Consider the following 25,920-nt stretch of genomic DNA (forward strand, 5'->3'; position numbering starts at 1 on the left):
ACATGCGGCAGGAAGGTTCGGCCGACGGGGGCGGCGGATGACCTTGCTCTTCAGAACGGGATCTGGCAGGTCGTATGGCAGGCTAGGGTACGGCCCATGACTTGAAGGAAGCATCAATGACGTCCGCAGCAGACCGTCTTTTCTCTGTCCAGTCCGACATTCGAGCTGCAGAGGCCGAATTCGGGCGGACGGAAGCGTCCGTAACGCTGATTGCCGTCTCCAAGACGTTTTTTGCAGACGATATCCGGCCGGTCCTTTCAGCAGGGCAACGGGTTTTTGGAGAAAACCGGGTGCAGGAGGCCATGTCCAAATGGCCGGAACTGCGCCGCGAATTTGACGGTATTGAATTGCATCTGATCGGGCCGCTGCAATCCAACAAGGCAAAGGAAGCCGTTGCGACGTTTGATGTCATTCATACGGTCGACCGGCCCAAGATCGCCAAGGCGTTGAAAGTGGAAATGGAAAAGCAGGGCCGGGACTTGCCCTGTTTCATTCAGGTCAATACCGGTGAGGAGCCCCAAAAAGCCGGCATCTCGCCGGGAGATGCCGATGCGTTCGTGAAAGAGTGCCGGGAGTCGATCGGCCTGAACATTATGGGGCTGATGTGCATTCCGCCGGTTGAGGACGCGCCCGGGGAGCATTTTGCCCTTCTGGAGAAAATTGCCGGACGCAACGATCTCGACCGGCTTTCGATGGGAATGTCGTCCGATTACCAGGTTGCCATCGGCTTCGGCGCCACGCATGTCCGCGTTGGGTCCGCGATTTTCGGTGCCCGAGATTACCCATGATTGTTTGTTAGCCTAAGCCAATGTGATCTCAGGTCGGATTTGGCTGATTGGCTACGAAGACAGGGGTCCAACATAAAATTCGGATGTTGCTTGATAGTATAGTTTTACTATCAGCACGTATAGTATTCTGATTTTGCTTTTAATTTCGATCTAATCAGCAAATTACAATGTAGTCTCCAGCCGTTATCTTGCCTTAAACAAGTGAAAGTGACTGGAATGAGACTGACCTGTGACTGAATACGCTGGACAGTCATAACAATGCCCCGAATGTTTCAAAGAGCGGCCCTTTACCGGTCCTGATCTCGCAGCACAGTCCACCCAGTTCCGGCTTGGCAGGTCGCAGGGGCCTGCCGGGTGGACGGAACACGAGGTGGGCGTTCCTTTCGACTTCATCAAGCTCCAAGGAAAGGAACGACCCAACCAATACCTAACAGTTGGAGGTCATATCATGTCCAAACGTCTTACCGCTGCTCTTCTCATCGGTGCTTTCACTGCGTCCACAGCAGCGCTCGCACAGAGCATGTCGTTTGAGACGATCGACAGCAACCAGGACGGTTTCGTGAGCTTTGAAGAGATCACGGCTGCCGTTCCGACCATGTCGGAAGACGTGTTCAAGGCTGCTGACGCGAACCAGGACAACCTGCTCGATCCGTCGGAATTTGCAGCGGTCCAGCCGTAATCCGGCTTCGGGCGATCCTCCCCCCGTAAGCTGCAGTCGCAGCGGGGTCGTCTGAAAAAGACCACCGCCGGTACGGTCACGCCGGCGGTGGTTTTTTGTTTCGTGTTCTTCATTCTTCCCGACGCTGCGTCATGTTGACCTTGAATTGGTCCTTTGCAAAACTGCACGCAAATAACGGGAGGAAATCATGAAATCACTTGCCTGGGCCCTGGGCGCAGCCGTCGCGCTTGGCCTTTCTTCTGGTGTCGCTCTTGCCGCAGAGACGACGTTGCGTATTTCTCTGCAATTGCCGCTCAAGAGCCACCTTGGCCAGAACCTTCTTCTGTTCAAGGAAGAGGTCGAAAAGAACTCCAACGGTGAGATTGCCGTTGAGATTTATGATTCCGCCCAACTCTACAAGGACAAGGAAGTCCCGGCAGCCGTCGGTTCAGGCGCGATCGAAATGGGCGTTGCCTCGCTGACGCGTTACGTCGGTGACATTCCCGCGGTCGATATTTTCTATCAGCCGTTCCTGTTCGATACCGAGGAAAAGGTCCGGGCCGCAGTCGCACCAGGCTCTCCGGTGCGCGCGCCGCTGGATGAAGCGATCAAGGACACCGGTTCGACGGTGTTGTGGTGGCAGGCCTATGGCGGTGCGATCATGTTGTCCAAGGACGGACCGCTCAAGACGCCGGAAGACATGAAGGGCAAGAAAGTCCGGGTCTTCGGCAAGACACTTGGCGACTTTGTGAGCTCGGCAGGGGGCGCGCCGACGCTGATTTCCGGTTCAGAACAGTATCTTGCTTATCAGCGCGGTACCGTCGACATCGGCATGACGGGGGTTTCCGGTGTCAAGTCCAGAAAGCTCTGGGAAGTGATGGACACGATCTCTGTCACCAACCATGCCGACATTGAATTCATCGTGGTGGTGAACACCGACTTCTGGAACAGCCTTCCAGAGGGCCAGCAAGCGGTTATCCAGGCCGCGGCGCTGAAAGCGGAAAACGACGTGCGCAATCGTATGGCCGAAATCGAGGCAGACGCATATGCGGCCGCCGAAGAGAACGGCATGACGGTGTACAAGCCGACTGCAGACGAGATTGCGGCCTGGAAGGCCGTGAGCCAACCGGTTTATGACACTTATACCGAAAAGGCCGGGCCGTTGGGCAAAACCGTGATGGATGCAGCAAAGGGTCTTTGAACCGGCCCATTTCAAGCGCGCCGCCTGTCTGACAGGGCGGCGTGCTCAGTTTTCCCATCTACCGCCTTGAGCGGCCATTCAGGAACAGGCGCATGCTGCAGCTTTCCTTTGGCCGTTCCCGCCAACAAAGATTGCCCATGAACCAATGAAAGCGTTCCACGCTGTCTTGCAGGCGCTTGCCGGGGTCGCAGCGCTCTTGTTCGTTCTCGCCGGGTGTATGCTGACTTATGAAGTCAGCGCCCGATATCTGTTCATCGCTCCGACGATCTGGGCGGCGGAGCTGTCGCAGCTATGTCTCATCTGGGGCAGCATGATCGGGATGCCCTGGCTCTTGAAAACCAATCAGCATATTGCGGTCGATGCTGTCACCGAGAGGCTCGGCGACGCTGCTCGGCGCGCGTGCCGCGTGCTCGCCATGGCAGCGATTGCGCTTTTCAGTGCAATTGTCACCTGGAAAGGCGGCGAAATATTCTACGATTCGTTCGAGCGCGGCCGCACCACCGGTTCTATGCTCGATCTACCGACCTGGGTGTCTGAACTTGCCATTCCCTTCGGTTTCTCTTTGCTTTTCGTGCAGGCTCTCATAGAGCTCGGCACGGCCGTCAGGCGCACGGATCAGCGTGGCACGCCGGTGTCATGACAACATTCCTGATCCTGGTTGCCCTCTTCGCACTCCTGCTCATTCGTGTGCCGGTCGCTTTCACGCTTGGTGGCCTCGGACTGGCGCTGCTGATCTTCGGTGGCTTCTCACCACTGATGGCGCCACAGGCCATTCTATCGACGCTGGACGGGTTCATTCTTCTGGCCGTTCCGCTTTTCCTGCTGATGTCGAACGTCCTCCTGAAAGGGGGTGTTGGAAAGGATCTTTTTGCCGCCGTGCATGCCTGGGTCGGTCACTGGCCTGGCGGTCTCGCCGTCGCGACAATTCTGTCCTGTGCGATCTTCGCCGCGATCTCAGGGTCTTCGGTCGCAACCGCCGCAACGATCGGTACAGTCGCCATTCCCGAAATGATCAGCCGCGGATATGAGCGTCGTTTTGTCTACGGACTGCTCGCAGCCGGCGGCACGCTCGGGATCTTGATCCCGCCTTCCATTCCGATGATCGTCTACGGATTTGTTACAGAACAATCCGTCATCTCGCTGTTTCTGGCGGGCATCGGGCCGGGCATTCTTCTGGTGGTGTTTTTCATCGCATTCGCGATGATCCATGCGCGCTGGTTCGGTGGCTATCAGGCGGAAGCTGCCGCGAGCGCGGAGGAACGGTTCTGGAGTTCATTGCGCGCCCTGCCGTCAGTGGTGCTTGCAGCCTTCGTGATTGGCGTAATCTATACCGGGATTGCGACACCAACCGAGGCAGCGGCGATTGGTTTTGCGGTCGCGCTCGTTATCACGGGCGCCATCTTGAGGACGCTGACCTGGCAGGGTCTCAAGGAGGCCGCCTATGATTCCATGGTCACGACTGTTGCGATTCTTCTGATTGTGGCCGGAGCGAAAGTGTTCGGTAAGGCCATCACGCTCTATCGGATTCCGCAGGAAATCTCGATGTTTATCGGTCAGAACATCGATACGCCCCTGGCATTCATCCTGGTCGTTTCGATTGTTTTGCTGATCATGGGGCTGGTGTTCGAGGCTCTTTCCATGGTGCTGATCATGACGCCTGTTCTGTTGCCGGCGGCCATGGCGCTCGGATTCGACCCGATCTGGTTCGGTGTCTATATGGTTGTCATGGTGGAGTGCGCGTTGATTACGCCGCCGGTGGGTCTCAATCTCTACGTCATTCAATCCGTCGCGAAATCCAGTCTTTCCGATGTGTCGCGCGGCGTTCTGCCGTTCCTGGCGCTGATGCTGCTGTCGGTTGTGATCCTGTATGTCTGGACCGATCTCGCGCTTTACATACCGTTCAAATTCTAACTGAGCTCAAGAGGTAGGCATGTCATCCCAGGCTGACAAACTCAGGAAACTGCTTGAAACAGACAAGCTGCATGTCATGCCCTGCTGCTTCGACGCCCTTTCGGCCAAGCTGATCGAGCAGGCGGAATTCGATCTGACATTCATGTCGGGATTTGCGACGTCGGCATCGCGTATCGGGCAACCAGATCTCGGGCTCATGTCCTACGGCGAAGTGCTCGATCATGTCAGCAACATCACGCATGCCGTCGAGTTTCCCGTTATCGCAGACGGCGACACGGGATACGGCAATGCCATGAATGTACGCCGAACCGTCAAGGGCTTCGCCCGGGCCGGTGCCGCCGCGGTCATGATCGAGGACCAGCTGTCACCCAAGCGATGTGGACACACTCCGGGAAAAGCCGTGGTTTCACGCGATGAAGCCTTCGACCGCATTCGCGCAGCTGACGATGCAAGAGAAGACGGTGCGGATATCCTGATCCTGGCGCGGACCGACGCACGCCATGAGCATGGTTTGAGTGAAGCGATCAAGCGGGCGGCACGCTTCAAGGAGTTGGGAGCCGACATTCTATTTGTCGAAGCACCGAAAACCGTCGCGGAAATGGAGACGATCTGCCGCGAGCTTCCGGGACCGAAGATGGCAAACATCGTTGAGGGTGGTGAAACGCCGGAACTGTCGCATAAGGAACTGGAAGACATCGGGTTTGCGATTGCCGCCTATCCTCTGACCCTGATGGCCAGCGCAATGAAGGCCATGACGGAAACTCTTTCAAAGCTGAAGACGGACTCCGACAGGGCGCCGCTGATGATGAATTTCACCGAGCTCCGGGACCGGATCGGCTTTAATGACTATTATGAACAGTCGGCACGCTATGAAACGTCCAAGCGGGAGTGATTGCCCCCTTCTTGTTTGGACGCAGTCAAATCTTGACTCTTTCCGCACCTTCGGGCATAGACCCGCCAACTCCATATGAGTGACTGACATTTTGGACCGCCGACCGGGACCCGCAAAGGTGTAAAGAGATCCCGGAGGTTAACACCCGACAGCGCGATGCGCCCTCGGGTGCCAAACTGCTTTGCGAGACGCAATACGGTTGGATCTGAACTTCGGTTGACCATATGGTGCGGGAGATCTCCCGAATTGATGACCTAAGGACCCTTTGATGTTTGAAAGCCTGTCCGATCGACTAAGTGGAATTTTCGACAAGCTCACCGGACGTGGTGCGCTGTCGGAAAATGACGTCAATGAAGCGATGCGCGAAATCAGGCGCGCGTTGATTGAAGCCGACGTTGCCCTGCCGATCGTTCGGTCGTTCACGGACAAGGTCCGCAGCCGCGCCGTCGGCGCCGAAGTGGTCAAATCGGTAACGCCTGGCCAGATGGTCGTGAAAATCGTTCACGATCAGCTGGTGGATATGCTGGGCGCCGAGGCTCAGCCGATCGATCTCAATGCGCCCGCCCCGGTCGCGATCATGATGGTCGGCCTTCAGGGATCCGGTAAGACCACGACAACAGCCAAGATCGCGCGGCGCATGACGCAGCGCGACAAGCTGAAAGTGCTGATGGCATCGCTCGATACCCGTCGCCCGGCGGCGCAGGAGCAGCTCAAGGTCCTTGGTGAACAGAACGAAATCGACACCTTGCCGATCATCGAGGGCCAGGGTCCTGTAGAGATCGCCAACCGCGCCATGTCTGCCGCCAAGCTCGGCGGCTATGACGTTGTGATGCTCGATACGGCGGGCCGCATTCATATCGACGAGCCGCTGATGATCGAGATGGCGGACGTGAAGTCCGCCGCTCAGCCTCACGAAATTCTGCTGGTTGCCGATTCACTGACCGGTCAAGACGCTGTCAATCTGGCTCAGAGCTTTGATGAACGCGTCGGTATCAGCGGTATCGTGCTGACCAGAATGGACGGCGACGGCCGCGGCGGTGCTGCCCTTTCCATGCAGGCGGTCACGGGCAAGCCGGTCAAGCTGATTGGTACCGGTGAAAAGTCCGACGCGCTGGAAGATTTCCACCCCAAGCGGATTGCCGACCGTATCCTCGGCATGGGCGACATCGTTTCCCTCGTCGAAAAGGCAGCCGAAGCCATCGATGCGGAAAAAGCCGCGAAGATGGCGAAAAAGATGCAGAAAGGTCATTTCGACCTGGAAGATCTCGCCGAGCAGCTGAAGCAGATGGAAAAGCTTGGAGGCATGTCCGGCATGATGGGCATGCTGCCGGGCGTCGGCAAGATGAAGAAGCAGATCGAGGCGGCCAACATCGACGACAAGATGTTCGCGCGCCAGATTGCGATCATCCAGTCGATGACCCCGACAGAGCGCTCGAAACCGGACCTTCTCAAGGCCAGCCGAAAGAAGCGCATTGCAGCCGGTTCCGGCGTGCAGGTTGCCGACGTCAACAAGCTTCTGAAGATGCATCGCCAGATGGCGGACATGATGAAGAAGATGGGCAAGGGCAAAGGCATGCTCGGCAAGCTGATGGGTGGCATGGGCGGCGGCATGCCGGATGTCGATCCCAAGCAGCTTGAGGAAATGGCCAAATCTGGACAACTTCCGGGTGGAATGGAGTTGCCCAAAGGTTTGCCCGGTGGCATGCCGGGCGGTCTTGGTGGCGCCGGCCTGCCTCCAGGAATGCCGGGCCTTCCCGGTCTTGGCGGACCGAAACTTCCGGGATTGCCGGGCATGGGCAAGGGTAAGAAGCGATGAGCGAAGCGGAAATCCAGCTTGGGCGGAGCGAAGCCCTTGAGGAACTGGTCGCTCTGAGGGCCTCCATCGACAATATCGACGCGGCGCTCATTCACATGCTCGCCGAACGGTTCCGGTGCACTCAGAAAGTGGGTGTCCTGAAAGCCAACAACGACCTGCCGCCGGCGGACCCGGCGCGGGAAAAAATTCAGATCGAACGACTGCGCCAGCTCGCTGCCGACGCCAATCTCGATCCTGACTTTGCCGAGAAATTCCTGAACTTCATCGTTCGAGAAGTCATCCGGCACCACGAAGCCATTGCCGCTAACGCCGGCAACTGAAAACTGGAGAAACAAAAATGGCTACGAAAATTCGCCTGGCACGCGGCGGTTCCAAGAAACGCCCGTACTACCGCATCGTTATTGCTGACATCCGCTCACCGCGTGATGGCCGTTTCATCGAAAAGGTCGGTTCCTACGACCCGATGCTGCCGAAGGATTCCGAAGACCGCGTCAAGCTGGACGTCGAGCGCATTCAGTACTGGCTCGGCAACGGTGCAAAGCCGACCGACCGCGTCCACCGGTTCCTGGATGCCGCTGGCCTGTTGAAGCGCGAGCCGCGCAACAACCCGAAAAAAGCCGAACTCGGCGCCAAGGCCAAGGAACGTCTGGAAGCCAAGCGCATGGCTGAGGAAGAAGCCGCTGCCGCTGCTGCTGAGCCGGCCGAAGCTCCGAGTGAAGCCGCAGCCGAAGAAGCTGCTGCCGAATAATCGGGCTAAGAGCGCGGCTCAGGCTGGAAAGGACGTTTCCTGACATGGGTTCACCGGACAGTCAGAAAGTCCTGATGGCAAAGATCGGAGCCGCGCACGGCATTCGCGGGGAAGTACGGGTCAAGCCCTTTGGCGACGACCCGCTTTCTTTTGCCGATTATGGTGTCTTGACCACGAAGGACGGCAACCGTTCGTTCGAAGTCGAGAAAGCGCGGGTGCAGAAAACGGTCGTGATCACCAAATTCAGAGAGATCACCGACCGGAACCAGGCAGAAGACCTGAATGGTTTGGAACTCTATGTGGACCGGGATCAGCTTCCGGACCCTGAAGACGACGAGTTCTACTATTCGGATCTGAATGGACTGACCGTTCTCGATCAGGCTGGCGAACAGCTCGGCAAGATCGTTGCGGTTCAGGATTTTGGTGCGGGCGACCTTCTGGAAGTCCGGCCGAAGCGTGGCAGAACCTTCTATATTCCCTTCACGAAGGATTTCGTGCCGGAGGTGTCTCTGGCTGAAAGCTTTGTGAAGGTTGATCTGCCGGAAGACTACTTTTCGGAAGAAAAGCCCGAACCATCGGAAGCATCGCCCGAAAGATAACGGATCGGGAGCGGCTCAAGCCCCATCTGGTTCAAGTTAAGCTCTTCTTCCGGGTCGCGGACCGCTTGCGAGACCTCGGAGCGGAGCAGCGCTATCAAGGCAACAATCAACGCAACTCCAATGCCGTTTGCGACCGTATCCGGGACCGACATCTCGTGGTGGGGCAGGAAGCCCTGCGCGATTTCGCCCGCAAGACCCATGCCGAAGGCGATCACTGCCGAAAAACGCAGGCGGCAGCAGAAAAGCGCGTGGATAGACAGCGTCAGCAACGCGAAAAAGCCGATGTGAATGACTTTGTCGTAGGGGTGCCCAACGCCCGTGTTGAACACAAGACCAACCAGAATACCGAATGTTATCAGACTGATAAACGGAATGACCCGGCTCAGTGAAATGTCGAGATAGTGCTGTTCGACCCGCTTTTGTATGAAGGCTGGCAGCTTGAAACGAAAAACTGGAAACTGGACCACGGCGAAGAACCTGATTGAAACGCTCTTGCCAGCTTGAACCCCGAGCCTTAATCAGTTCTTTCCATATCGTTATTGGCCTGTTGAGAACCCGGGTTTCCGATCATCAGGGTTAATAGAGTATTATGAACGACCGCAACAAACAGAGACCAATCTGATGTCGTTTACCGGCGCTTCAGCGAGGCGCCTTCGCTTGGACGCCTGATGCCATTTAGAGCCACCATTTTGACGCTATACCCGGACATGTTTCCGGGGCCACTGGGGCACAGCCTGTCGGGGCGCGCACTTGAGAAGAGCTTGTGGCAGCTCGAAACCAGTCAGATCCGGGACTTTGCGAGCGACAAGCACCGCAGTGTTGACGATACGCCCGCCGGCGGTGGGGCCGGTATGATCTTGCGCGCAGATATTCTGGCAAAGGCGATCGATGCGGCGGCACCTTCAACCGATCCGCGCCCGAAGCTTCTCATGAGCCCGCGCGGGCGACCCTTTACGCAGGATTACGCCCATGAACTTGCCGAAGGGCCGGGCGCGATCATTGTCTGCGGCCGTTTTGAGGGTATCGACCAGCGGGTCATCGACGCCAGAGAGCTGGAGGAAGTTTCCATTGGTGACTACATCCTGTCAGGTGGTGAAATCGGCGCGATTGCCATGCTGGACGCGGTGATCCGGCTTCTGCCAGGTGTCATGGGGAATATGGAAAGTGCCGAAGCGGAGAGTTTTGAAACAGGTCTCCTGGAACACCCGCACTATACCCGCCCGGCCCTGTTTGAAGGTCATGCCATTCCCGATGTGCTGACCTCCGGCAATCACCAGAAAATCCATGACTGGCGCATGGCCGAGGCCGAGCGATTGACCCGGGAGCGGCGTCCGGATCTATGGGATGCTTACATGGCCGATGAGGACGACGTCGACTGAAACTGCCGCACATAATGCGTGTCACGGACCCTGAATCTGTCCGGCTTCAGTCTCTCCCAGCTTCGCCAGAACCTGCACACCCCGCCGGACGATGTCGGCCTGTGAACGGGCGCCGGTCTTGGACGTTGCGCTCGCCAGGTGGTTCCTGGCTGTGTTGTAGGAAATCTGCAGGGTATCTGCCGCTTCTCTCAGAGAAGAGCCGAGAACAAGCTGTTGCACGAGCAGGCTTTCGCGTTCCGTCAGACCAAAAGCAGCGGACAGGATCTTCTCGGACGGCCTTGGCACGTCGGCGGGGTCGAAAATCGTAACCAGAAGCGGTAGCGCGGGCGCGAGGAAAGGCGCGAAACCCGGATGGATCTCGTCCTTGTGCTGTATCGGCATGACAAAACAGAAGGACCCGGCCTGCCGTTCCTCGGTCAAAGCAACCGGTCCAACAGGCATGGATGTGCGTGACGCTTTTTCAATTGCGGCCTGAAGGGAGGTCTGAACGCTGGACTTGCGTGCGGTCAGTCGGAGCATCCGGTCGGAGTGGATCATTCCACCGCCGGCAAGAGTTCTCCTTGCCATCTGGTTCAAATGCCTGATCTTGCCGGTTGGCGAGACAAGCAAGGCTGCTGTCGGAATGCGATCGAGCCAGAATTGAGGGTTTGCCGGCACCGCCTCCCGCTTGGCGACCTCAAGAAGAAGGCTGAAAGCGTTTTGCAGATGAGGCCTCAGAAAGCCGAACAGATCGCGGACGTGCTGCTCTTCGCGCATGCCCATGTTCTTGGGCAGATTGGCCGCGACGAATGCCGAGTCCTGACCATGGCGGTGCAAGATGACGCCGAAAGCGCGATTGATCTCACCATGGTCTTTCAGGAATTCATGATAGAAATCCATATGTTCAACATCTGCGGGGGCGACGTAGTCACCTGTAAAGACAACGTCGGAAGGATTGCACTTCAGGGCGATCGGGGGAAACGGATTGGGCGAAATCGCCTCGCACAGCCTGGTTTCAGCATCGCTGCCATGATTGAACATGGCGCAGTCATAGACTGAGTTTTCATAGACGCATTGCGCCTGATAAGAGATCGGAAGATCAGGATATATGGCCGCAAGATCTGACAACACACCAGATATGCCACCTTCCAGTACAGCAGAAGAGTAGAGTTTATGTAGTAAACCAGCCTGATCTGCTACCATATGTTGAAATCCGTAAACATTGCGCGGACGTTTGCTGCTCTGCAATAAACTTTATTTTTAATTTCCCGTAAATGCCAGGGTGACATTTTTTTTAATATGTGCTATATAATTTGTGTTGCAACCCAATTTATTTTAGTAGTTGTATTTATTTTAAGCAAATATGCTAAGTTACTTTAGGTTATGCTGAACATCAGCAGCGGCACTTGTGCCGCTGCTTTTGTTTTCAGCGCATTCCCTTTTGGCCTGACTCGTCTACCTTGCAGGGCTAAAAACCGAATGACAAAGCGGGGAAATTCCTGTATACGCCCGCGAAGCTGGACAGAGTCAGGTCAATTTCAACTGATATGGCTTGCGGGGAATACCGGTAACGGTTTGAACCCAAACACAAACCGGCAGATATGCAACATGGCCCAGAGCTGGTGGATTCGTTTCCGGCCTATGCGAGGAAACGCTTTGACCGCTTTGTAATTGAAAAGGGAAAAATGCCATGAATATCATCGAGCAGCTGAATGCTGAAGAAATGGAGAAAATCGAAGCGCAACGGAAGCTTCCTGAATTTTCTCCAGGTGACACGGTTCGCGTCAACGTGAAGGTCACCGAAGGCAACCGGACCCGTACGCAGGCTTACGAAGGTGTTTGCATTGCCCGTTCAGGCGGCGGCATCAACGAGAGCTTCACCGTCCGTAAAATTTCCTATGGTGAAGGCGTCGAGCGTGTCTTCCCGATTTATTCTCCGATGCTGGAAGGCGTTGAAGTTGTGCGTCGCGGCAAGGTCCGCCGCGCGAAGCTCTACTACCTGCGCGATCGCCGCGGTAAGTCCGCTCGTATCACCGAAAACACCAATGTCCGCTCCAAGCGCCTCAACGAAGAAGCGCGCGCTGAAGCGGCTGCGGTCAAGGCCGCCAAGGCGGAAGCCAAGAAGGCTGAGCAGGAAGCTGCCGAAAGCGCTGCTGAATAAGCCCGTCCGGCATGACATTTTGAAAGGCGGTCCTGGTGACCGCCTTTTTTGATTTGGCCGGCTTTGACGCAGCCCGCCCGTCAATCAATCTCAGTTGAATTCAGCTCAACCCGTCAGAACTTGACGTTTAAGCGGCGCTGCGTCATTCACTAGCCAGAATTAACGGACACTCTGTGCCGCATCTGACGGCCAAGGACAACGATGCCGGAGGCGAGCGCCCGGACGCTAGCACCGCCTGGAACCGGACGCATTTGAGGAGAGACCCATGGCGAAAGCACGCACGCTTTACGACAAGATCTGGGACGACCATCTGGTCGACATGCAGCCGGACGGGACCGGACTGCTCTATATTGACCGCCACCTGGTGCATGAAGTTACCAGCCCGCAGGCCTTTGAAGGTCTGCGCATGCATGGTCGCAAGGTACGTAGCCCGCAGAAAACCCTCGCTGTTGTCGACCATAACGTGCCGACGACCGACCGCCGCCACGGGATCGACGACCCTGAATCTGCTTTGCAGGTCGAAACGCTTGCCAAGAACGCCTCTGAGTTCGGTGTTGAATACTATTCCGAACTCGACATGCGCCAGGGTGTCGTTCACATCGTCGGTCCGGAACAGGGTTTCACCCTGCCGGGCATGACCATTGTCTGTGGCGACAGCCATACCTCGACGCACGGCGCCTTCGGATCGCTGGCGCACGGTATCGGTACGTCGGAAGTTGAACACGTCCTGGCCACACAAACCCTGATCCAGAAAAAAGCCAAGAACATGCTGGTGAAGGTGAATGGCGACATCCCGGCCGGCGTGACGGCGAAAGACATTGTGCTTGCGATTATCGGCAAGATCGGGACTGCAGGCGGAACCGGTTACGTGATCGAGTATGCCGGTGACGCGATCCGGTCGCTGTCCATGGAAGGCCGGATGACTGTCTGCAACATGTCGATCGAAGCCGGCGCGCGCGCAGGACTGATCGCGCCTGACGAAACCACGTTCAACTACGTCAAAGGCCGGCCCAAGGCGCCGACAGGCGAAGCCTGGGACATGGCGATGGCCCACTGGCGCACCCTGCATTCCGATGCAGATGCGGATTTCGACAAGGTCGTGGAACTGGACGCTGCCAATCTACCGCCGATCGTTTCCTGGGGTTCGTCTCCGGAAGACGTGGTTTCCGTTGAAGGGGTTGTGCCAAATCCCGACGAAATCGAAGACGAAAACCGCCGGGATTCAAAAAAGCGTGCCCTCGATTACATGGGACTGGAACCGGGCACGAAGATCACCGACATCAAGATCGACCGGGCGTTTATCGGGTCTTGCACCAACGGCCGTATCGAGGATCTGCGCGCTGCCGCCGCTGTTATCGGAAACCACAAAGTAGCCCCGCATGTCGATGCCATGGTGGTTCCCGGGTCCGGACTGGTGAAGGAGCAGGCCGAGGAAGAAGGTCTTGATGTGATCTTCAAGGAAGCCGGATTTGACTGGCGCGAGCCCGGTTGTTCCATGTGCCTTGCCATGAACGCGGACAAGCTCAAGCCGGGTGAACGGTGCGCTTCCACGTCGAACCGGAATTTCGAGGGCCGGCAGGGTCACAAGGGCCGCACGCACCTGGTTTCACCAGCCATGGCCGCCGCCGCAGCGATTGCCGGACATTTCGTGGATATCCGCGACTGGACGGTCAATTGATTCGATTGTCGCTTCGTCAATCGAATCCGAATGTGAAAGGGCGCCCTGGTGGCGCCCTTTTCCGTCAGGATCGCAAATCCGTCAAAATGACGCAGAAGTTTTTCCTTTTTGCGCAAATGATTCATACATTTACGAAAAATCCTTTGCCAGAAAGCACCTTTCAACAAGCGCTTTCAGAATTGAAATTGACGGGCTTCACAAGACTGTCACCTCGGCACTACAATGTTCGCGTCACAAAAGGACATGTTCCGCTGTCCGATTGACCGGACACCGGACATTCCGGCTAGGTGTGAGGAGCGGAAGGTGACAGTAGCGGTTTCGTCGGGAGCCCATCCGGCGTTGGTGCTCAATGCGGATTACCGGCCATTGAGCTACTATCCATTGTCTTTGTGGTCTTGGCAGGACACCATCAAGGCAGTGTTTCTGGATCGGGTAAACATTGTTGCGGAGTATGATGCGGCGGTCCGAAGTCCGAGCTTCGAGTTCCGATTGCCGAGCGTCGTCTCGCTCAAAACCTTTGTCAAACCCAGCCGATACCCCGCCTTCACCCGCTTTAACGTCTTTCTCCGCGACAAATTCCAGTGCCAGTATTGCGGCTCCAAAGAGGAGCTGACTTTTGATCACCTCGTTCCCCGTTCCAAAGGTGGCCTGACCACATGGGATAACGTGATCACCGCCTGCTCCCCCTGCAATCTCCGCAAATCCAACAAGTCCTGTGAGCAGCTGAACATGTGGCCCATGCACATGCCGTTTCAGCCGACGATCCAGGACCTGCACAACAACGGCCGCGGCTTTCCGCCGAATTATCTGCACGAAAGCTGGATGGATTTCCTCTATTGGGATACCGAACTGGAACCGTAAAGCAATCAAGGCTTCGGTATCGGTTGTGCCGCCCGCCAGAGTGGTCGGGCAGACTTTATTTATGCGCGTTAAGACTTATTTAACTCCCTTTAAAGAGTTCATTTAAGAATTTAGGTACTTTTCTGTAGTAACTGTCTCATGAAAGCTGTGAGGCAGTCATGATCAAACATCGAATTTCGACTATCAAAAATCTTAAAACACGGTTCCTTAAAGACCGTAACGGGGCGATCATTCCGCTCTTCGGTCTCATGCTGGTCATCATCGTCGTTATGGCGGGTGCCGCAGTGGATGTGTCGAGGGTCGTCAATGCGCGCGAGAAGCTCTCCTATGCGCTTGATGCAGCCGCACTTGCCGCGGCCACGGACCTGTCAACACAGGAGCTGACGGACTCCGAGATCCAGGAGATCATTACAGATTCCTTCAATGCCAACCTGGCGGACGACACGTTCCTGACCGAGGCCATTGAAAATCTGTCCTTTACCGTCGATAGCGAAAACGGTTTGATCACCGTCAGCTCAGCCGCCACCATGGACAACCTGTTCATCGACATGGGCGGATACGGACAAGAGGCTTTCGGCCCGGAGGCATTCACCTTCGGCACCAGTTCGCAGGTGACCTACTCGCGCTTCGATGTTGAAATGGCGATGGTTGTCGACGTGACCGGATCGATGTCCGGCGAGATCGAAGACCTTAAGGACGCCGCGGAATCGGTGGTCAACATTCTCATTCCGGATGGCACCACAGAGAGCAAGGTCAAGATTTCGATTGTGCCTTACAGCGTCGGCGTCAACTTGGATTCTTATGCGTCCTCGGCGACCGACGGTTTGAGCACGCGTTGCGCAACTGAACGCGACGGCGACGAAAAATACACCGACGCGAGCTTTACCGTCGAACCTCTCGGCGACGGATCAGGGACCTACCGCTCGCAGGATTGTTCCGACTCTGTCATTCAGCCACTTACGGACAATCGTACGACGCTCATGTCAGCGATCTCTGGTCTTACGACAGACGGTTACACGGCAGGACAAACCGGCATTGGGATCGGTTGGTACACCCTTTCTCCCAACTGGTCAGATCTTTGGCCGACAGAGTCTGCGCCTGCCGCTTACTCCAATACCGAAGTGTTGAAGTTTGCCTTGATAATGACTGATGGTGATTTCAATACGCACTATGACAAACAGAGCCTGACCAAGAACCAGTGCCAAAACAAGAAAAACAACGGCCAATATGACGGCACCTGTTACAACGGCACAAACGACTACTGGCTGGAAAAGTCCCAATGGGGATATTCCGGGAAGTCTTCACAGCGGGCTCTTTCGATGTGCTCCGCCATGCAGGATGCTGGTATCACGATCTATACGGTTTATTTCGGAACCGCGACGGGGTCCGATGGTGCAAGAGTGATGGAAGACTGCGCGGATCCGGACAAGTATTACGTCGCTACGTCCGCGGATGATCTGGTCTCGGCGTTTTCCAACATCGCCAAGAAGATCCAGCAGGTCTTCCTGTCGCAGTGAGGACCTTGCTCAGAATAAAGAAAAGCCCGCCGTTTGGCGGGCTTTTTTATTGTGATGCCGTGATCAGCCGCGGTTTTGGCGGTTGTCGATCAGGTCGTCGACCACGGCCGGGTCGGCCAGGGTCGAGGTGTCACCAAGGTTATCGAAACTGTCTTCGGCAATCTTGCGCAGGATGCGGCGCATGATCTTGCCGGACCGGGTTTTCGGCAGGCCCGGCGCAAACTGGATCAGATCCGGCGAAGCGATCGGACCGATCTCGGCACGAACATGCTTGACCAATTCCTTCTTCAGCTCGTCTGTCGGTTCTTCGCCTTCCATCAGCGTGACATAGGCGTAGATGCCCTGCCCCTTGATGTCGTGCGGATAGCCGACCACGGCAGCCTCGGAGACTTGCGGGTGTGCAACAAGGGCACTCTCGACTTCCGCCGTGCCCATGCGGTGGCCGGACACGTTGATGACGTCGTCGACACGACCGGTAATCCAGTAGTAGCCGTCTTCGTCACGCCGGCAGCCGTCACCGGTGAAGTAAAGTCCCTTGTAGGTCGCAAAGTAGGTCTGAACGAAGCGTTCATGGTCGCCATAGACGGTTCGCATCTGACCCGGCCAGCTGTCCTTGATAACGAGATTGCCTTCTGTCGCCCCATCCTGGAAGTTGCCTTCCGCGTCGACAATGGCGGGCTGTACGCCGAAGAACGGACGGGTTGCAGATCCCGGTTTCAGCGCGGTCGCACCTGGAAGCGGCGTGATCAGGATGCCGCCGGTCTCGGTCTGCCACCAGGTGTCGACGATCGGGCAGCGTCCTTCGCCGACCACGTTGTAATACCAGGTCCAGGCTTCCGGGTTGATCGGTTCACCCACTGAGCCGAGCAGGCGCAAGGATTTGCGCGAAGTATTCGTGACGTGCTCGTCTCCGGCCCCCATCAGCGCGCGAATGGCCGTCGGTGCGGTGTAGAAGATGTTGACGTTGTGCTTGTCGCACACTTCCCAGAACCGGCCCGGACCCGGGTAGGTCGGTACGCCTTCGAACATCAGCGTGGTGGCGCCGTTCGCGAGCGGTCCGTAGACGATATAGCTGTGACCCGTCACCCAGCCGACGTCGGCCGTGCACCAGTAAACGTCACCGTCATGATAGTCGAAGACGTACTGATGGGTCATGGACGCATAGACCAGGTAGCCACCGGTGGTGTGCAGCACCCCTTTTGGCTGGCCCGTCGATCCGGAGGTGTAGAGGATGAAGAGCGGGTCTTCCGCATTCATCTCGACCGGATCGCATTGGTCGGACACGCGGCCGGCTTCGTCGTGATACCAGACGTCGCGACCGCTCTGCATGTCGATGTCGCCACCCGTGCGTTTCACGACGATCACGGAGCTGACGGGTGCCTTTTCGCAGGCCTTGTCGACATTGGCCTTCAGCGGCACCTTCCGGCCGCCGCGCAAGCCTTCATCTGCGGTAATGATGCATTCCGACTTACAGCCTTCAATGCGCTGGGCCAGGCTGTCTGGGGAAAAGCCGCCAAAGACGATCGAATGGATGGCGCCGATCCGGGCGCATGCGAGCATCGCATAGGCGGCTTCCGGGATCATCGGCAGGTAGATGGTGACACGATCGCCCTTCTTGACGCCCTGTGCGTGCAGAACGTTGGCGAATTTGTTCACTTCCTTGGACAGTTCGTTGTAGGTGATGACCTTGTGCTCGCTCGGGTCATCGCCTTCCCAGATGATTGCCGGCTGAGCGCCGCGCTTTTCCAGGTGCCTGTCAATGCAATTGGCAGAGACATTAAGCGAGCCGTCCTCGAACCACTTAATGGAAACGTTGTGATAATCGTAGGAGGTGTTTTTCACCTTGGTGTAAGGCTTGATCCAATCCACCCGCTTGCCATGTTCACCCCAGAAGCCTTCCGGATCCTCCACGGAGCGCTGGTACATTTCCAGATACTTGTCATTGTCGACATACGCCCGCGCGGCGACCTCCGCGGGAACGGGAAAAACAGAGTCAGACATTTTTGAGAACCTCCCGAAACCGAAATTGGCCGGTGTTGGGTCACATCCTACCTCCACCGGCTTATTTTCCGGGGGCCATTATGCGTATGCCCCCCTTTGGCGTCCAGAACCAAACATTAGTGCTTTAGTCGCCGAGTCCTTGGTCTAATGCGTTCAAATACGTAGTGAATTAGGCGTAGACACGTTTGTGCCCCGTCACCTAGGAGCCGAACCAGCCGATAATTATGCCCTGGACCACAATGACACCGAGCCAGTGACCGCCATCAATGAAGGTGAGACTCCAGGGACGGCCCTGGAAGCGATGATTGATGATCTGCGTGGTCATGATGATGCCGACCCAGATCATCAGGGCAGAGATGATGCCGGTGCGGATGCTGGTTTCACCCGTGTGGTAAATGACGCCGGCAAAGACGAAGGCCATCACGATCTGGCAGACGAATGCGATGCCGAGTGTTACCGGGTCCGGCTTTGTCTGCTCTTCCGTCAGGCTGGCCGCCCTCATCCAGGCTTTTCCCAGAATGCCGTACCAGATTGACCCGAACACAAAGGATCCGATGGCCGCAACTGCAACCGCGATCAGATTCACACCGTCAAACATCATGGTTCAGCCCCTCCGTATTCCTGCGGGTGCAGGGTGGGAGGAAACGGATGAAAGATCAAGCAGGAGTTGTTCCGTCGCGGACAAGTTCAGCCGGCGCCGGATTCAAGCCCGCCTTTCTCGACGATGAAATTCACGACCGTCTCGAGCCCCTCGCCTGCGCGTGTGTTCGCAAAGACGAAGGGTCTGGTTTTGCGCATCTTTTTGGCGTCCCGGTCCATGACATCAAGGTTGGCACCGACATGAGGCGCAAGGTCGGTCTTGTTGATGATCAGAAGATCGGACCGAGTGATTCCCGGGCCTCCCTTGCGCGGAATTTCCTCACCCGCTGCGACATCGATCACATAGATCGTCAGGTCGGCGAGCTCCGGTGAGAAAGTCGCTGCAAGATTGTCGCCGCCCGACTCGATCAGGATCAGATCGAGGTCCGGAATGGAGCGGGAGAGGTCATCGACCGCCGCCAGATTTATCGATGCGTCTTCCCGGATTGCCGTGTGCGGGCAGCCACCGGTTTCGACACCGCGAATGCGATCGCTTGTGAGCGCCTGGGAGCGCATCAGCGCTTCAGCGTCTTCGCTGGTGTAAATGTCGTTTGTGATGACCGCGAGTGAAAAGCGCTCGCGCATTGCCTTGCACAGCCGGTCGGTCAGCGTGGTCTTGCCGGAGCCGACCGGACCGCCGATACCGACACGCAAGGGACCATTTGGGGATGTCATGAGCGAAACAGCCTCGAATACTGGGTTTCATGTGCCATGGAGGCGATGTCAGCCAAAAAGGTGGAACTGCCGAGATCTTCAAGTCCGGAGCTCGCAGCCGTCTGGCTGACCTCGAAAATCACCGGCTCGAGATGCGCCAGAACCTTCTGGCCATCATTCTGGCCGAGCGGAACAGCGCGGATCGCCGCCGAAACAATGTTGGCGGCGAAGGCCTGAAGGAAGGATGTGGTTGCGGCCTCCGCCGGAATTGCGTGGGCAGCGCAGACGAGACCGAGCGCGACCGGATAGGGCCAGGGGTCGCGGTCAGCATTGGCGACGCCGTGAAACAGGGTTTCCGCCGGTGTAACCGTTCCGGGAGCCCAACTTTTTGCCGCGGTTTCCAGAAACGCCGTGCCCTGAGCGCTGGTCTCAAGGTGCCTCTCCCTGGAGGGCTGAAGCGCAAGACCGAGTTCGCGAAGATCCAGAAGCGTTTCCCGATCTCCTTCCACGCAGGCACGATGGGCTTCCTGCAGCAAGATCGCGTCGTTTCGCCCTGTGCCGTAGCGCAGAATATCGGTCAGCCATGCTTCGAGGTCGGCGGCATTCGTGACGTCACCCCGCTCGATAACCTGCTCCAGACCATGGCTGTAGGTGAAAGCGCCGATCGGAAAGGCGGGCGACAGAAAGGTCATCAACCGGTAAAGCGCGGACGCGGATATGGAGTCAGTCATGGGAATGCCCGTGCCCATGATGATGATGGTGGCCATGTGTTCTGCCGTGCCCGTAGGCTCCGCCTTCGGGATCAAACGGTGCGGTAAGAGGTGTCAGCCGGCCTCCGAGCTTTTCGACCATGTCCTCAATGACGTGATCTCGCCGGATCCGAAGTGTCGCGCCCATCAACTGGGTTGGCAGGTGGCGGTTGCCCAGATGCCAGGCGATGCGTACGAGATGCGCCGCATCGTCGGCTTCGATCTCGACCAGCTCTTCCGGCTCTGCCAGGACCTCGACAATGCGTCCATCCTCCAGCTCCAGGCCATCGCCGTGCTGGAGATGAACCACGCTTGGTTGATCCAGCAGGAAGCTCAAACCGCTCTCGCCGGTCAGGACTGCACGGCGCCGGTACCTGTCATCGAGGTCCAGCGTGATCCGGTCAGCCGGAGCGTTTTGCCAGGTCTTGGCGGGGTGGATTGTCTGGACACGGATCATTGCGCTGCGTCGACCTTTGCCTTCATCGCCTTGAAAGCCGGGCGCTCGCGCAAGCGTTTGAAATAGTCATAAACCGGTCCGTCCTGCGGCAGGTCGAACTTGGCGACGACCGCCCATCCCGAACAATGACCGATAATGATGTCGGCAAGCGTGAAGGTCTCGCCCATGGCGTAGGGCCCATCGCCGAGCTTTTGCTGCAGAATATCGAGACCATGCCGGAATTCCTTCCTGCAGGTGTCCTTGATCTCGGGAACCCTGATGTCTTCAGGAAGAATGAAAGTGTTCTTTGAGGCGGTCCAAAGAGCGCCCTCCAGGACATCAACGGCAAACTGGGTAAAGCTGTCCTGACGCGCCCGCTCCAGCGTGCCGGCGGGAAAAGTGAACTGTCCGTGCTTGTCGGCAAGATAGGTGCAGATCGCGACGGATTCAGTGATCACATTGCCATGGTCCAGGAGGATCGGCACCTTGCCACCCGGGTCGAGTTTTCGCACGGTCTCGGACTGCGGCATCGCCGGGTCGATCTCATAAGGCTCGCCCAGTTCTTCCAGCAGCCACATCACCCGCATCGCCCTGGTGCGCGGAAATCCGACGATCTTGTACATGTCTTTCTTTCCCAATCGACGATCCGTACCCTAAAACAGGAAGTAACGCTGCGCCATGGGAAGGACTTCGGCGGGTTCGCAGGTGAGCAGCTCACCGTCCGCACGCACCTCGTAGGTCTCCGGGTGGACCTCAATGTCTGGCGTTGCATCGTTGTGCACCATGGATTTCTTGGAAATGCCACCGCGTACATTCTTGACCGGCAGCACCATGCTGGTGAGGCCTGCCTTGTCCTTCACGCCGGTGTCATAGGCGGCCTGGGAAACAAAGGTGACGCGGCTTTCGGTCATTGCCTTGCCGAAGGCTCCGAACATCGGCCTGTAATGCACCGGCTGAGGTGTCGGGATCGAAGCATTCGGATCGCCCATGGGAGCCGCGGCGATCGTGCCGAGTTTCAAAACCATATCCGGCTTCACACCGAAGAATTTCGGGTCCCAGAGAACCAGATCCGCCAGCTTGCCGATTTCGATCGAGCCGACATGCTGGTCGAGCCCGTGAGCGATCGCCGGGTTGATGGTCATCTTGGCCATGTAGCGCTTAACGCGGAAATTGTCGTTTTCGCCGGCTTCTTCCGGCAGGCGGCCCCGCTGGACCTTCATCTTGTGGGCGGTCTGCAGGGTCCGGATGATGACTTCGCCGACCCGGCCCATGGCCTGACTATCAGAGGCGATGATCGAAAAAGCCCCGATGTCATGCAGGATGTCTTCGGCGGCTATCGTTTCCTTGCGGATGCGGCTCTCGGCAAAGGCGACATCCTCCGGAATGGAACTGTCGAGATGGTGACAGACCATGAGCATGTCGAGATGTTCTTCAAGCGTGTTGACCGTGTAGGGCCTAGTCGGATTGGTCGACGATGGCAGTACGTTCAACTCGCCGCAGACCTTGATGATGTCGGGGGCATGGCCGCCGCCGGCGCCTTCCGTGTGGAAGGCGTGGATCGTGCGGTCCTTGAAGGATGCCGTGGTGTTTTCGACGAAGCCGGATTCGTTGAGCGTGTCGGTGTGGATCATCACCTGAACGTCATATTCATCGGCAACCGAAAGACAGGTGTCGATGGCGGCGGGAGTGGTGCCCCAGTCCTCGTGCAGCTTCAGGGCTGACGCTCCTGCCATCACCTGTTCCTCGAGTGCCGCCGGAAGCGAGGCATTGCCCTTGCCCGCAAAGGCAAGGTTCATCGGGAAACTGTCGGCGGATTGCAGCATCCGGGTGATATGCCAGGGACCGGGTGTGCAGGTGGTCGCGTTGGTGCCCGTCGCCGGTCCCGTGCCGCCGCCGAGCATCGTCGTGACACCCGACATGAGCGCTTCGTCGATCTGCTGTGGGCAGATGAAGTGGATGTGAACGTCCAATGCGCCTGCGGTCAGGATCTTGCCCTCACCGGCAATCGCCTCGGTTCCAGGTCCGACAACAATGTCGACATCGGGCTGTACGTCCGGGTTACCGGCCTTTCCGATGCCGACGATGCGGCCGTCCCTCAACCCGACATCGGCCTTGACGATGCCCCAGTGGTCAACGATCAGCGCGTTGGTGATGACCGTGTCGACGGCACCTGCCGACCGTGGTGCCTGGGACTGGCCCATGCCGTCTCGAATAACCTTGCCCCCACCGAATTTCACTTCCTCACCATAGGTGGTGAAGTCCTTTTCGACCTCGATGACGAGATCCGTATCGGCAAGGCGCAGTCTGTCGCCCGTGGTCGGTCCGAACATGTCCGCATAGGCGGCGCGCGACATTTGATACGGCATGTCTTACGTCTCCGTTTTTTTGGTAAGGGAGGTGGAGCAATGAACCAGAAGGACGAATGCCAGGATCGCAGCCCCTCCAAGGTTAAATGCCAGGAACAATAATCCGGGTAAGCCTTCGGGACCGCGCGAGCTGAAGACGGCAGGCGTGCTTGGAGGCCAACTCGCCCAGACATATGCCATGGCGGCGATAGTCGTGACCGGCAGAAGAAGCATGATGGGCTTTTTGAGGTTTCGCCAAATCGCAACCGAAGCAACCAACAGCACCGTGAGCGCAGTTATGTGATATCCGCGATATCCGGCCAAGTTGACATTGGTGAGCGGTACGAAAAGCAAAAAGAGGGAAACAATAACTGACGGGACTGCAATGCGAAGACCATGGGACTTCGAGAACTGCAAAAACAGACCTATACAAAGACCGCCGACCAGCAGCACCAAGCCGGTTAGAACAAGAATATGTATGGGGGAGAAGACTATCATTCGATCAGTTGTCGTAGTCTTCGAGCGTTGCTTCCAGATCTTCCGTGCGATGCATCGTCAGGACGATCATGCAATTCCGATAAAGGGCATTGCCACGCGTTCCGCCCATGAAGGGAAAGCTGTAGGCTTTGCAGTCCTTTTCGCTGTAGTCCTTCCAGGCTGCTTGCGCGGTTTCGAGTGCCGCTGGACTGCCCTTCAGGTGCTCCGGCAAGGCATCGTCCATCTCGACCACCTTGGCGTGCAGCTTTTCGTAGGCGGCCTCCATCTTGGAATTGGCGTCCTTGAGCGCCTTTTCTGCACAGTAGGTGCGCTCGTTGTTGTTCAGCGGATAGCCGCAGTCGATGTTTTCCAGACTCTGGTTTTGATTTTGATCCTGTGCCTGAGCCGCTGCTGTCATCAGCATCGCACAGGCCGTCAGGACGAACGGAAGCCGGTTTCGCATCAGTTTCCAAGTCCTTCTGCAAGATCTTTCAGTTCTTTGGTACGCTCACGCGTCAGGTTGGCCCGGCAGATATAGATGAGCTGCGGTTCCATGGTTCCGCCCCGGGCAAGATACCCGTAGGCGGCGCAGGCCTTGTCGCGGTAGGTGATCCAGGCGCGCTGGGCGTCCCGCAAGGCGTCGGCCGCGCCCTTCAGGCTGTCGGAGAGGTAGGAATCGACCTCGCGCATCTTGCCCATGGCCGTCTTGTAAACCGCGTTCAGGTCAGCATCTGCCGCGTTCCAGTCCTGCTCGGCGCAATATGTCATCTCGATCTGTGTCTGAGGCTCGGTACAGTCGACACTGTTTTGCGCCATTGCCTGAGCGCCCGGGAATCCGAACAAGCCCAACGTCAGGCAAGCATTTGCGGACAGGGCGCGAAGGCGGTTCATAGTTCACCCATGACCTTCTGATTGAAGCCGTAAACGGTCCTACTGCCGCGGTAGGGCACCAGCGTCACAGAGCGGGTCTGGCCCGGTTCGAAACGAACCGCCGTTCCGGCCGGAATGTCCAGCCGCATGCCCCTGGCCTTTTCGCGATCGAAGGACAATCCTTCATTGGTTTCGGCAAAGTGGTAGTGGCTGCCGACCTGAATGGGCCGGTCACCGGTATTGGAAACGTCCAGCTCCACGGTTTCAAGACCGGCATTCAGCTCAATGGTGCCCTCTGCGGGGAAGAGTTCTCCGGGTATCACGTCATTCTCCCAATGGTTCAGCGGATCGGTTCGTGCACTGTGACGAGTTTCGTACCGTCGGGAAACGTCGCCTCGACCTGAACATCATGGATCATTTCCGCGACGCCTTCCATCACCTGATCGCGTGTCAGCACCGTAGCGCCTGCCGCCATCAGGTCGGCGACGGAGCGGCCATCGCGCGCGCCCTCCACAACGAAGTCGGTAATGAGCGCGATTGCTTCGGGATGGTTGAGTTTCACGCCGCGTTCAAGACGTCGGCGGGCGACCATCGCGGCCATTGAGACGAGCAGCTTGTCCTTCTCGCGGGGCGTGAGGTTCACAGGAAAGTCCTCCGTTTTCTCCAAAGGGGCATCAGCAATACCAGACGCGCGGCAAGTCGGCAGCGCGATAGCCGGTCAGAAAGGAAATCAAGGCGTCGCGCAGATCGCGGCTGTCACAGGATACGAAACGGGCAACCAGGACGCCGTTCCAGGCGCTTGCCGCCGATTGCACGGTATTCGCAGGCTCTGCGTCGAGAAGGGATCGAGCGAACGGCAACCTGTCTTCGGCATCGATGGCGCAATCGGCAAAGGTTGCAAGCACGTGGCCTCCAGCTGCTGTCGCGGATCCGCCCAGCACCTGGTTCGGATTGCCGTTAAGGCGGATGTCGTCGGCAAAGACCAGCCGGCCTTTGCGCCGAATGCGCCAGCTGTCCTTGAAAGCCACCGACCGGACTTCTTCACCCATTGCCCGGCGGCCCAGCACGACTGTCTCCAGAAGCATGAGCCGCGCGTCTGCGGCAAGGTCTGCATCGATCCTGCGCGCAAGACTGGAGCGATCAAACAGGATCGTTTCCTGCGGCAGCCATTCCAGCGTGGCACCGGCACCGACCTTCAAACGTCCTGTTATTTTTGCGGAGCCATCATTGCTGCGATAAGCGCGCTCTGCGGTCTGGCTGGTCACAATTGCGTGTGCATTGTCGCCGATCGCCGCGTCATGGGTGAGTGAATCGCCGCCTGTCAGCCCGCCCGCCGTGTTGATCAGGACGGCCGTCGACGCGCTGTCATAAACCTTGGGAAGGCGAATTTTGGCAGAGCCCTGCTGATAGAGATCGGCAAGTCTTGTTCGTCCACCGGAAACCTCAAAGCCTACGCGCGAGATGCCCTCGACGCGCTGCAATTTTGCTGCCCGCAAGTGAAATTGCGATGCTGTGGCAGCATCATACATATTGCTTCCGCCCCGGTATCATTCGCTTTTTC

Annotated in this window: 30 protein-coding genes; 15 read left to right on the forward strand and 15 right to left on the reverse strand. The window is 57.4% G+C overall.

What is annotated here, in order from left to right; translation table 11 throughout:
* The first annotated feature begins 116 nt into the window (after positions 1–116).
* The 10 genes from RBB47_RS14965 to rimM all read left to right on the forward strand — a co-directional run bounded on the left by RBB47_RS14965 (position 117) and on the right by rimM (position 8,613).
* Positions 117–788 (forward strand): YggS family pyridoxal phosphate-dependent enzyme, encoded by a 672-nt coding sequence (locus tag RBB47_RS14965; protein ID WP_305986625.1) that lies wholly within the window; start codon positions 117–119, stop codon positions 786–788.
* Between the two features lie 448 nt (positions 789–1,236).
* The gene (locus tag RBB47_RS14970) at positions 1,237–1,467 is read left to right on the forward strand and encodes a hypothetical protein (protein ID WP_305986626.1); all 231 of its coding nucleotides are present in this window, start codon (positions 1,237–1,239) and stop codon (positions 1,465–1,467) included.
* Between the two features lie 187 nt (positions 1,468–1,654).
* Positions 1,655–2,647 carry a TRAP transporter substrate-binding protein DctP gene (gene dctP, locus RBB47_RS14975; RefSeq protein WP_305986627.1) on the forward strand — a complete coding sequence of 331 codons (993 nt, stop codon included), beginning with the start codon at positions 1,655–1,657 and terminating at the stop codon, positions 2,645–2,647.
* Positions 2,648–2,792: 145 nt separating this feature from the next.
* Entirely contained in the window at positions 2,793–3,287 is a 495-nt protein-coding gene (locus RBB47_RS14980; RefSeq protein ID WP_305986628.1) for a TRAP transporter small permease, read from the forward strand.
* Positions 3,284–4,558 carry a TRAP transporter large permease gene (locus RBB47_RS14985; RefSeq protein WP_305986629.1) on the forward strand — a complete coding sequence of 425 codons (1,275 nt, stop codon included), beginning with the start codon at positions 3,284–3,286 and terminating at the stop codon, positions 4,556–4,558. The genes RBB47_RS14980 and RBB47_RS14985 overlap by 4 nt, the downstream gene beginning before the upstream one ends.
* Positions 4,559–4,577: 19 nt before the next feature.
* Positions 4,578–5,450: an oxaloacetate decarboxylase gene (locus RBB47_RS14990; RefSeq protein WP_305986630.1), complete on the forward strand. Its 873-nt coding sequence runs from the start codon at positions 4,578–4,580 to the stop codon at positions 5,448–5,450.
* A gap of 268 nt (positions 5,451–5,718) precedes the next feature.
* Entirely contained in the window at positions 5,719–7,266 is a 1,548-nt protein-coding gene (ffh, locus tag RBB47_RS14995) for a signal recognition particle protein (RefSeq protein ID WP_305986631.1), read from the forward strand.
* The gene (locus RBB47_RS15000; protein ID WP_305986632.1) at positions 7,263–7,586 is read left to right on the forward strand and encodes a chorismate mutase; all 324 of its coding nucleotides are present in this window, start codon (positions 7,263–7,265) and stop codon (positions 7,584–7,586) included. Before ffh ends, RBB47_RS15000 begins: the two co-directional genes overlap by 4 nt.
* Before the next feature lie 17 nt (positions 7,587–7,603).
* Positions 7,604–8,014 (forward strand): 30S ribosomal protein S16, encoded by a 411-nt coding sequence (gene rpsP / locus RBB47_RS15005; protein WP_305986634.1) that lies wholly within the window; start codon positions 7,604–7,606, stop codon positions 8,012–8,014.
* 44 nt (positions 8,015–8,058) lie between these two features.
* Entirely contained in the window at positions 8,059–8,613 is a 555-nt protein-coding gene (rimM, locus tag RBB47_RS15010) for a ribosome maturation factor RimM (protein ID WP_305986635.1), read from the forward strand.
* Here the strand turns inward: rimM and RBB47_RS15015 are convergent.
* Complete coding sequence (locus tag RBB47_RS15015) at positions 8,562–9,080, reverse strand: antibiotic resistance protein VanZ (RefSeq protein ID WP_305986636.1); 519 nt, start codon at positions 9,078–9,080, stop codon at positions 8,562–8,564. The two genes, rimM and RBB47_RS15015, sit on opposite strands and share 52 nt — an antisense overlap.
* A 201-nt stretch (positions 9,081–9,281) precedes the next feature.
* Here RBB47_RS15015 and trmD point away from each other — a divergent pair, with 201 nt between their 5' ends.
* Entirely contained in the window at positions 9,282–9,992 is a 711-nt protein-coding gene (trmD, locus tag RBB47_RS15020) for a tRNA (guanosine(37)-N1)-methyltransferase TrmD (RefSeq protein ID WP_305986637.1), read from the forward strand.
* A gap of 21 nt (positions 9,993–10,013) precedes the next feature.
* Here the strand turns inward: trmD and RBB47_RS15025 are convergent, their stop codons facing one another.
* Entirely contained in the window at positions 10,014–11,174 is a 1,161-nt protein-coding gene (locus RBB47_RS15025; RefSeq protein ID WP_305986638.1) for a helix-turn-helix transcriptional regulator, read from the reverse strand.
* A 487-nt stretch (positions 11,175–11,661) separates the two neighbouring features.
* Between RBB47_RS15025 and rplS the strand changes: the two genes are divergently transcribed.
* The 4 genes from rplS (at position 11,662) to RBB47_RS15045 (ending at position 16,188) form a co-directional block, all read left to right on the forward strand.
* Positions 11,662–12,132, forward strand: coding sequence for a 50S ribosomal protein L19 (rplS, locus tag RBB47_RS15030; protein WP_305986639.1), 471 nt, complete (start codon positions 11,662–11,664; stop codon positions 12,130–12,132).
* A 265-nt stretch (positions 12,133–12,397) separates the two neighbouring features.
* A complete protein-coding gene (gene leuC / locus RBB47_RS15035; protein ID WP_305986640.1) occupies positions 12,398–13,810 on the forward strand; it encodes a 3-isopropylmalate dehydratase large subunit in 1,413 nt (470 codons plus the stop codon).
* Between the two features lie 303 nt (positions 13,811–14,113).
* Entirely contained in the window at positions 14,114–14,671 is a 558-nt protein-coding gene (locus tag RBB47_RS15040; protein WP_305986641.1) for an HNH endonuclease, read from the forward strand.
* 158 nt (positions 14,672–14,829) lie between these two features.
* Positions 14,830–16,188 (forward strand): TadE/TadG family type IV pilus assembly protein, encoded by a 1,359-nt coding sequence (locus RBB47_RS15045; protein ID WP_305986642.1) that lies wholly within the window; start codon positions 14,830–14,832, stop codon positions 16,186–16,188.
* Positions 16,189–16,251: 63 nt separating this feature from the next.
* On the opposite strand, the gene acs is transcribed toward RBB47_RS15045, so the two are convergent.
* The 13 genes from acs to RBB47_RS15110 all read right to left on the reverse strand — a co-directional run bounded on the left by acs (position 16,252) and on the right by RBB47_RS15110 (position 25,888).
* Positions 16,252–18,189: an acetate--CoA ligase gene (acs, locus tag RBB47_RS15050; protein ID WP_305986643.1), complete on the reverse strand. Its 1,938-nt coding sequence runs from the start codon at positions 18,187–18,189 to the stop codon at positions 16,252–16,254.
* A 199-nt stretch (positions 18,190–18,388) separates the two neighbouring features.
* The gene (locus RBB47_RS15055) at positions 18,389–18,790 is read right to left on the reverse strand and encodes a DUF1761 domain-containing protein (protein ID WP_305986644.1); all 402 of its coding nucleotides are present in this window, start codon (positions 18,788–18,790) and stop codon (positions 18,389–18,391) included.
* A gap of 86 nt (positions 18,791–18,876) precedes the next feature.
* Positions 18,877–19,503 (reverse strand): urease accessory protein UreG, encoded by a 627-nt coding sequence (gene ureG, locus RBB47_RS15060; protein ID WP_305986645.1) that lies wholly within the window; start codon positions 19,501–19,503, stop codon positions 18,877–18,879.
* Positions 19,500–20,249, reverse strand: coding sequence for an urease accessory protein UreF (locus RBB47_RS15065; protein ID WP_305986646.1), 750 nt, complete (start codon positions 20,247–20,249; stop codon positions 19,500–19,502). The genes ureG and RBB47_RS15065 overlap by 4 nt, the downstream gene beginning before the upstream one ends.
* Positions 20,206–20,688, reverse strand: coding sequence for an urease accessory protein UreE (locus RBB47_RS15070; RefSeq protein ID WP_305986647.1), 483 nt, complete (start codon positions 20,686–20,688; stop codon positions 20,206–20,208). The genes RBB47_RS15065 and RBB47_RS15070 overlap by 44 nt, the downstream gene beginning before the upstream one ends.
* A complete protein-coding gene (locus RBB47_RS15075; RefSeq protein WP_305986648.1) occupies positions 20,685–21,290 on the reverse strand; it encodes a glutathione S-transferase family protein in 606 nt (201 codons plus the stop codon). The genes RBB47_RS15070 and RBB47_RS15075 overlap by 4 nt, the downstream gene beginning before the upstream one ends.
* A gap of 30 nt (positions 21,291–21,320) precedes the next feature.
* Positions 21,321–23,033 (reverse strand): urease subunit alpha, encoded by a 1,713-nt coding sequence (gene ureC / locus RBB47_RS15080; protein WP_305986649.1) that lies wholly within the window; start codon positions 23,031–23,033, stop codon positions 21,321–21,323.
* Between the two features lie 3 nt (positions 23,034–23,036).
* Entirely contained in the window at positions 23,037–23,246 is a 210-nt protein-coding gene (locus RBB47_RS15085; RefSeq protein ID WP_305986650.1) for a hypothetical protein, read from the reverse strand.
* A gap of 268 nt (positions 23,247–23,514) precedes the next feature.
* Entirely contained in the window at positions 23,515–23,952 is a 438-nt protein-coding gene (locus RBB47_RS15090) for a lysozyme inhibitor LprI family protein (RefSeq protein ID WP_305986651.1), read from the reverse strand.
* Positions 23,952–24,380 (reverse strand): lysozyme inhibitor LprI family protein, encoded by a 429-nt coding sequence (locus RBB47_RS15095; RefSeq protein ID WP_305986652.1) that lies wholly within the window; start codon positions 24,378–24,380, stop codon positions 23,952–23,954. Before RBB47_RS15095 ends, RBB47_RS15090 begins: the two co-directional genes overlap by 1 nt.
* Complete coding sequence (locus tag RBB47_RS15100) at positions 24,377–24,682, reverse strand: urease subunit beta (protein WP_305986653.1); 306 nt, start codon at positions 24,680–24,682, stop codon at positions 24,377–24,379. The genes RBB47_RS15095 and RBB47_RS15100 overlap by 4 nt, the downstream gene beginning before the upstream one ends.
* A 17-nt stretch (positions 24,683–24,699) precedes the next feature.
* Positions 24,700–25,002, reverse strand: a complete 303-nt coding sequence (locus RBB47_RS15105; protein WP_305986654.1) for an urease subunit gamma — start codon at positions 25,000–25,002, stop codon at positions 24,700–24,702.
* A 31-nt stretch (positions 25,003–25,033) separates the two neighbouring features.
* A complete protein-coding gene (locus RBB47_RS15110) occupies positions 25,034–25,888 on the reverse strand; it encodes an urease accessory protein UreD (protein ID WP_305986655.1) in 855 nt (284 codons plus the stop codon).
* Positions 25,889–25,920: the final 32 nt, after the last annotated feature.

Origin of the sequence: Roseibium sp. MMSF_3544, from assembly GCF_030732845.1 — a bacterium.
Lineage (GTDB): Bacteria > Pseudomonadota > Alphaproteobacteria > Rhizobiales > Stappiaceae > Roseibium.

What these genes read in the sequence shown, in the direction of transcription:
- RBB47_RS15110 (WP_305986655.1), bottom strand. Translation starts at nt 25,888, where the DNA reads ATGTATGATGCTGCCACAGCATCGCAATTTCACTTGCGGGCAGCAAAA.
- trmD (WP_305986637.1), top strand. Translation starts at nt 9,282, where the DNA reads ATGCCATTTAGAGCCACCATTTTGACGCTATACCCGGACATGTTTCCG.
- ureG (WP_305986645.1), bottom strand. Translation starts at nt 19,503, where the DNA reads ATGACATCCCCAAATGGTCCCTTGCGTGTCGGTATCGGCGGTCCGGTC.
- leuC (WP_305986640.1), top strand. Translation starts at nt 12,398, where the DNA reads ATGGCGAAAGCACGCACGCTTTACGACAAGATCTGGGACGACCATCTG.
- RBB47_RS15025 (WP_305986638.1), bottom strand. Translation starts at nt 11,174, where the DNA reads ATGGTAGCAGATCAGGCTGGTTTACTACATAAACTCTACTCTTCTGCT.
- rpsP (WP_305986634.1), top strand. Translation starts at nt 7,604, where the DNA reads ATGGCTACGAAAATTCGCCTGGCACGCGGCGGTTCCAAGAAACGCCCG.
- rimM (WP_305986635.1), top strand. Translation starts at nt 8,059, where the DNA reads ATGGGTTCACCGGACAGTCAGAAAGTCCTGATGGCAAAGATCGGAGCC.
- RBB47_RS15090 (WP_305986651.1), bottom strand. Translation starts at nt 23,952, where the DNA reads ATGCGAAACCGGCTTCCGTTCGTCCTGACGGCCTGTGCGATGCTGATG.
- acs (WP_305986643.1), bottom strand. Translation starts at nt 18,189, where the DNA reads ATGTCTGACTCTGTTTTTCCCGTTCCCGCGGAGGTCGCCGCGCGGGCG.
- RBB47_RS14980 (WP_305986628.1), top strand. Translation starts at nt 2,793, where the DNA reads ATGAAAGCGTTCCACGCTGTCTTGCAGGCGCTTGCCGGGGTCGCAGCG.
- rplS (WP_305986639.1), top strand. Translation starts at nt 11,662, where the DNA reads ATGAATATCATCGAGCAGCTGAATGCTGAAGAAATGGAGAAAATCGAA.
- RBB47_RS15045 (WP_305986642.1), top strand. Translation starts at nt 14,830, where the DNA reads ATGATCAAACATCGAATTTCGACTATCAAAAATCTTAAAACACGGTTC.
- RBB47_RS15085 (WP_305986650.1), bottom strand. Translation starts at nt 23,246, where the DNA reads ATGCTTCTTCTGCCGGTCACGACTATCGCCGCCATGGCATATGTCTGG.
- RBB47_RS15075 (WP_305986648.1), bottom strand. Translation starts at nt 21,290, where the DNA reads ATGTACAAGATCGTCGGATTTCCGCGCACCAGGGCGATGCGGGTGATG.
- RBB47_RS14965 (WP_305986625.1), top strand. Translation starts at nt 117, where the DNA reads ATGACGTCCGCAGCAGACCGTCTTTTCTCTGTCCAGTCCGACATTCGA.
- RBB47_RS14990 (WP_305986630.1), top strand. Translation starts at nt 4,578, where the DNA reads ATGTCATCCCAGGCTGACAAACTCAGGAAACTGCTTGAAACAGACAAG.
- RBB47_RS14985 (WP_305986629.1), top strand. Translation starts at nt 3,284, where the DNA reads ATGACAACATTCCTGATCCTGGTTGCCCTCTTCGCACTCCTGCTCATT.
- RBB47_RS15095 (WP_305986652.1), bottom strand. Translation starts at nt 24,380, where the DNA reads ATGAACCGCCTTCGCGCCCTGTCCGCAAATGCTTGCCTGACGTTGGGC.
- ffh (WP_305986631.1), top strand. Translation starts at nt 5,719, where the DNA reads ATGTTTGAAAGCCTGTCCGATCGACTAAGTGGAATTTTCGACAAGCTC.
- RBB47_RS15055 (WP_305986644.1), bottom strand. Translation starts at nt 18,790, where the DNA reads ATGATGTTTGACGGTGTGAATCTGATCGCGGTTGCAGTTGCGGCCATC.
- RBB47_RS14970 (WP_305986626.1), top strand. Translation starts at nt 1,237, where the DNA reads ATGTCCAAACGTCTTACCGCTGCTCTTCTCATCGGTGCTTTCACTGCG.
- RBB47_RS15070 (WP_305986647.1), bottom strand. Translation starts at nt 20,688, where the DNA reads ATGATCCGTGTCCAGACAATCCACCCCGCCAAGACCTGGCAAAACGCT.
- ureC (WP_305986649.1), bottom strand. Translation starts at nt 23,033, where the DNA reads ATGCCGTATCAAATGTCGCGCGCCGCCTATGCGGACATGTTCGGACCG.
- RBB47_RS15000 (WP_305986632.1), top strand. Translation starts at nt 7,263, where the DNA reads ATGAGCGAAGCGGAAATCCAGCTTGGGCGGAGCGAAGCCCTTGAGGAA.
- dctP (WP_305986627.1), top strand. Translation starts at nt 1,655, where the DNA reads ATGAAATCACTTGCCTGGGCCCTGGGCGCAGCCGTCGCGCTTGGCCTT.
- RBB47_RS15065 (WP_305986646.1), bottom strand. Translation starts at nt 20,249, where the DNA reads ATGGCCACCATCATCATCATGGGCACGGGCATTCCCATGACTGACTCC.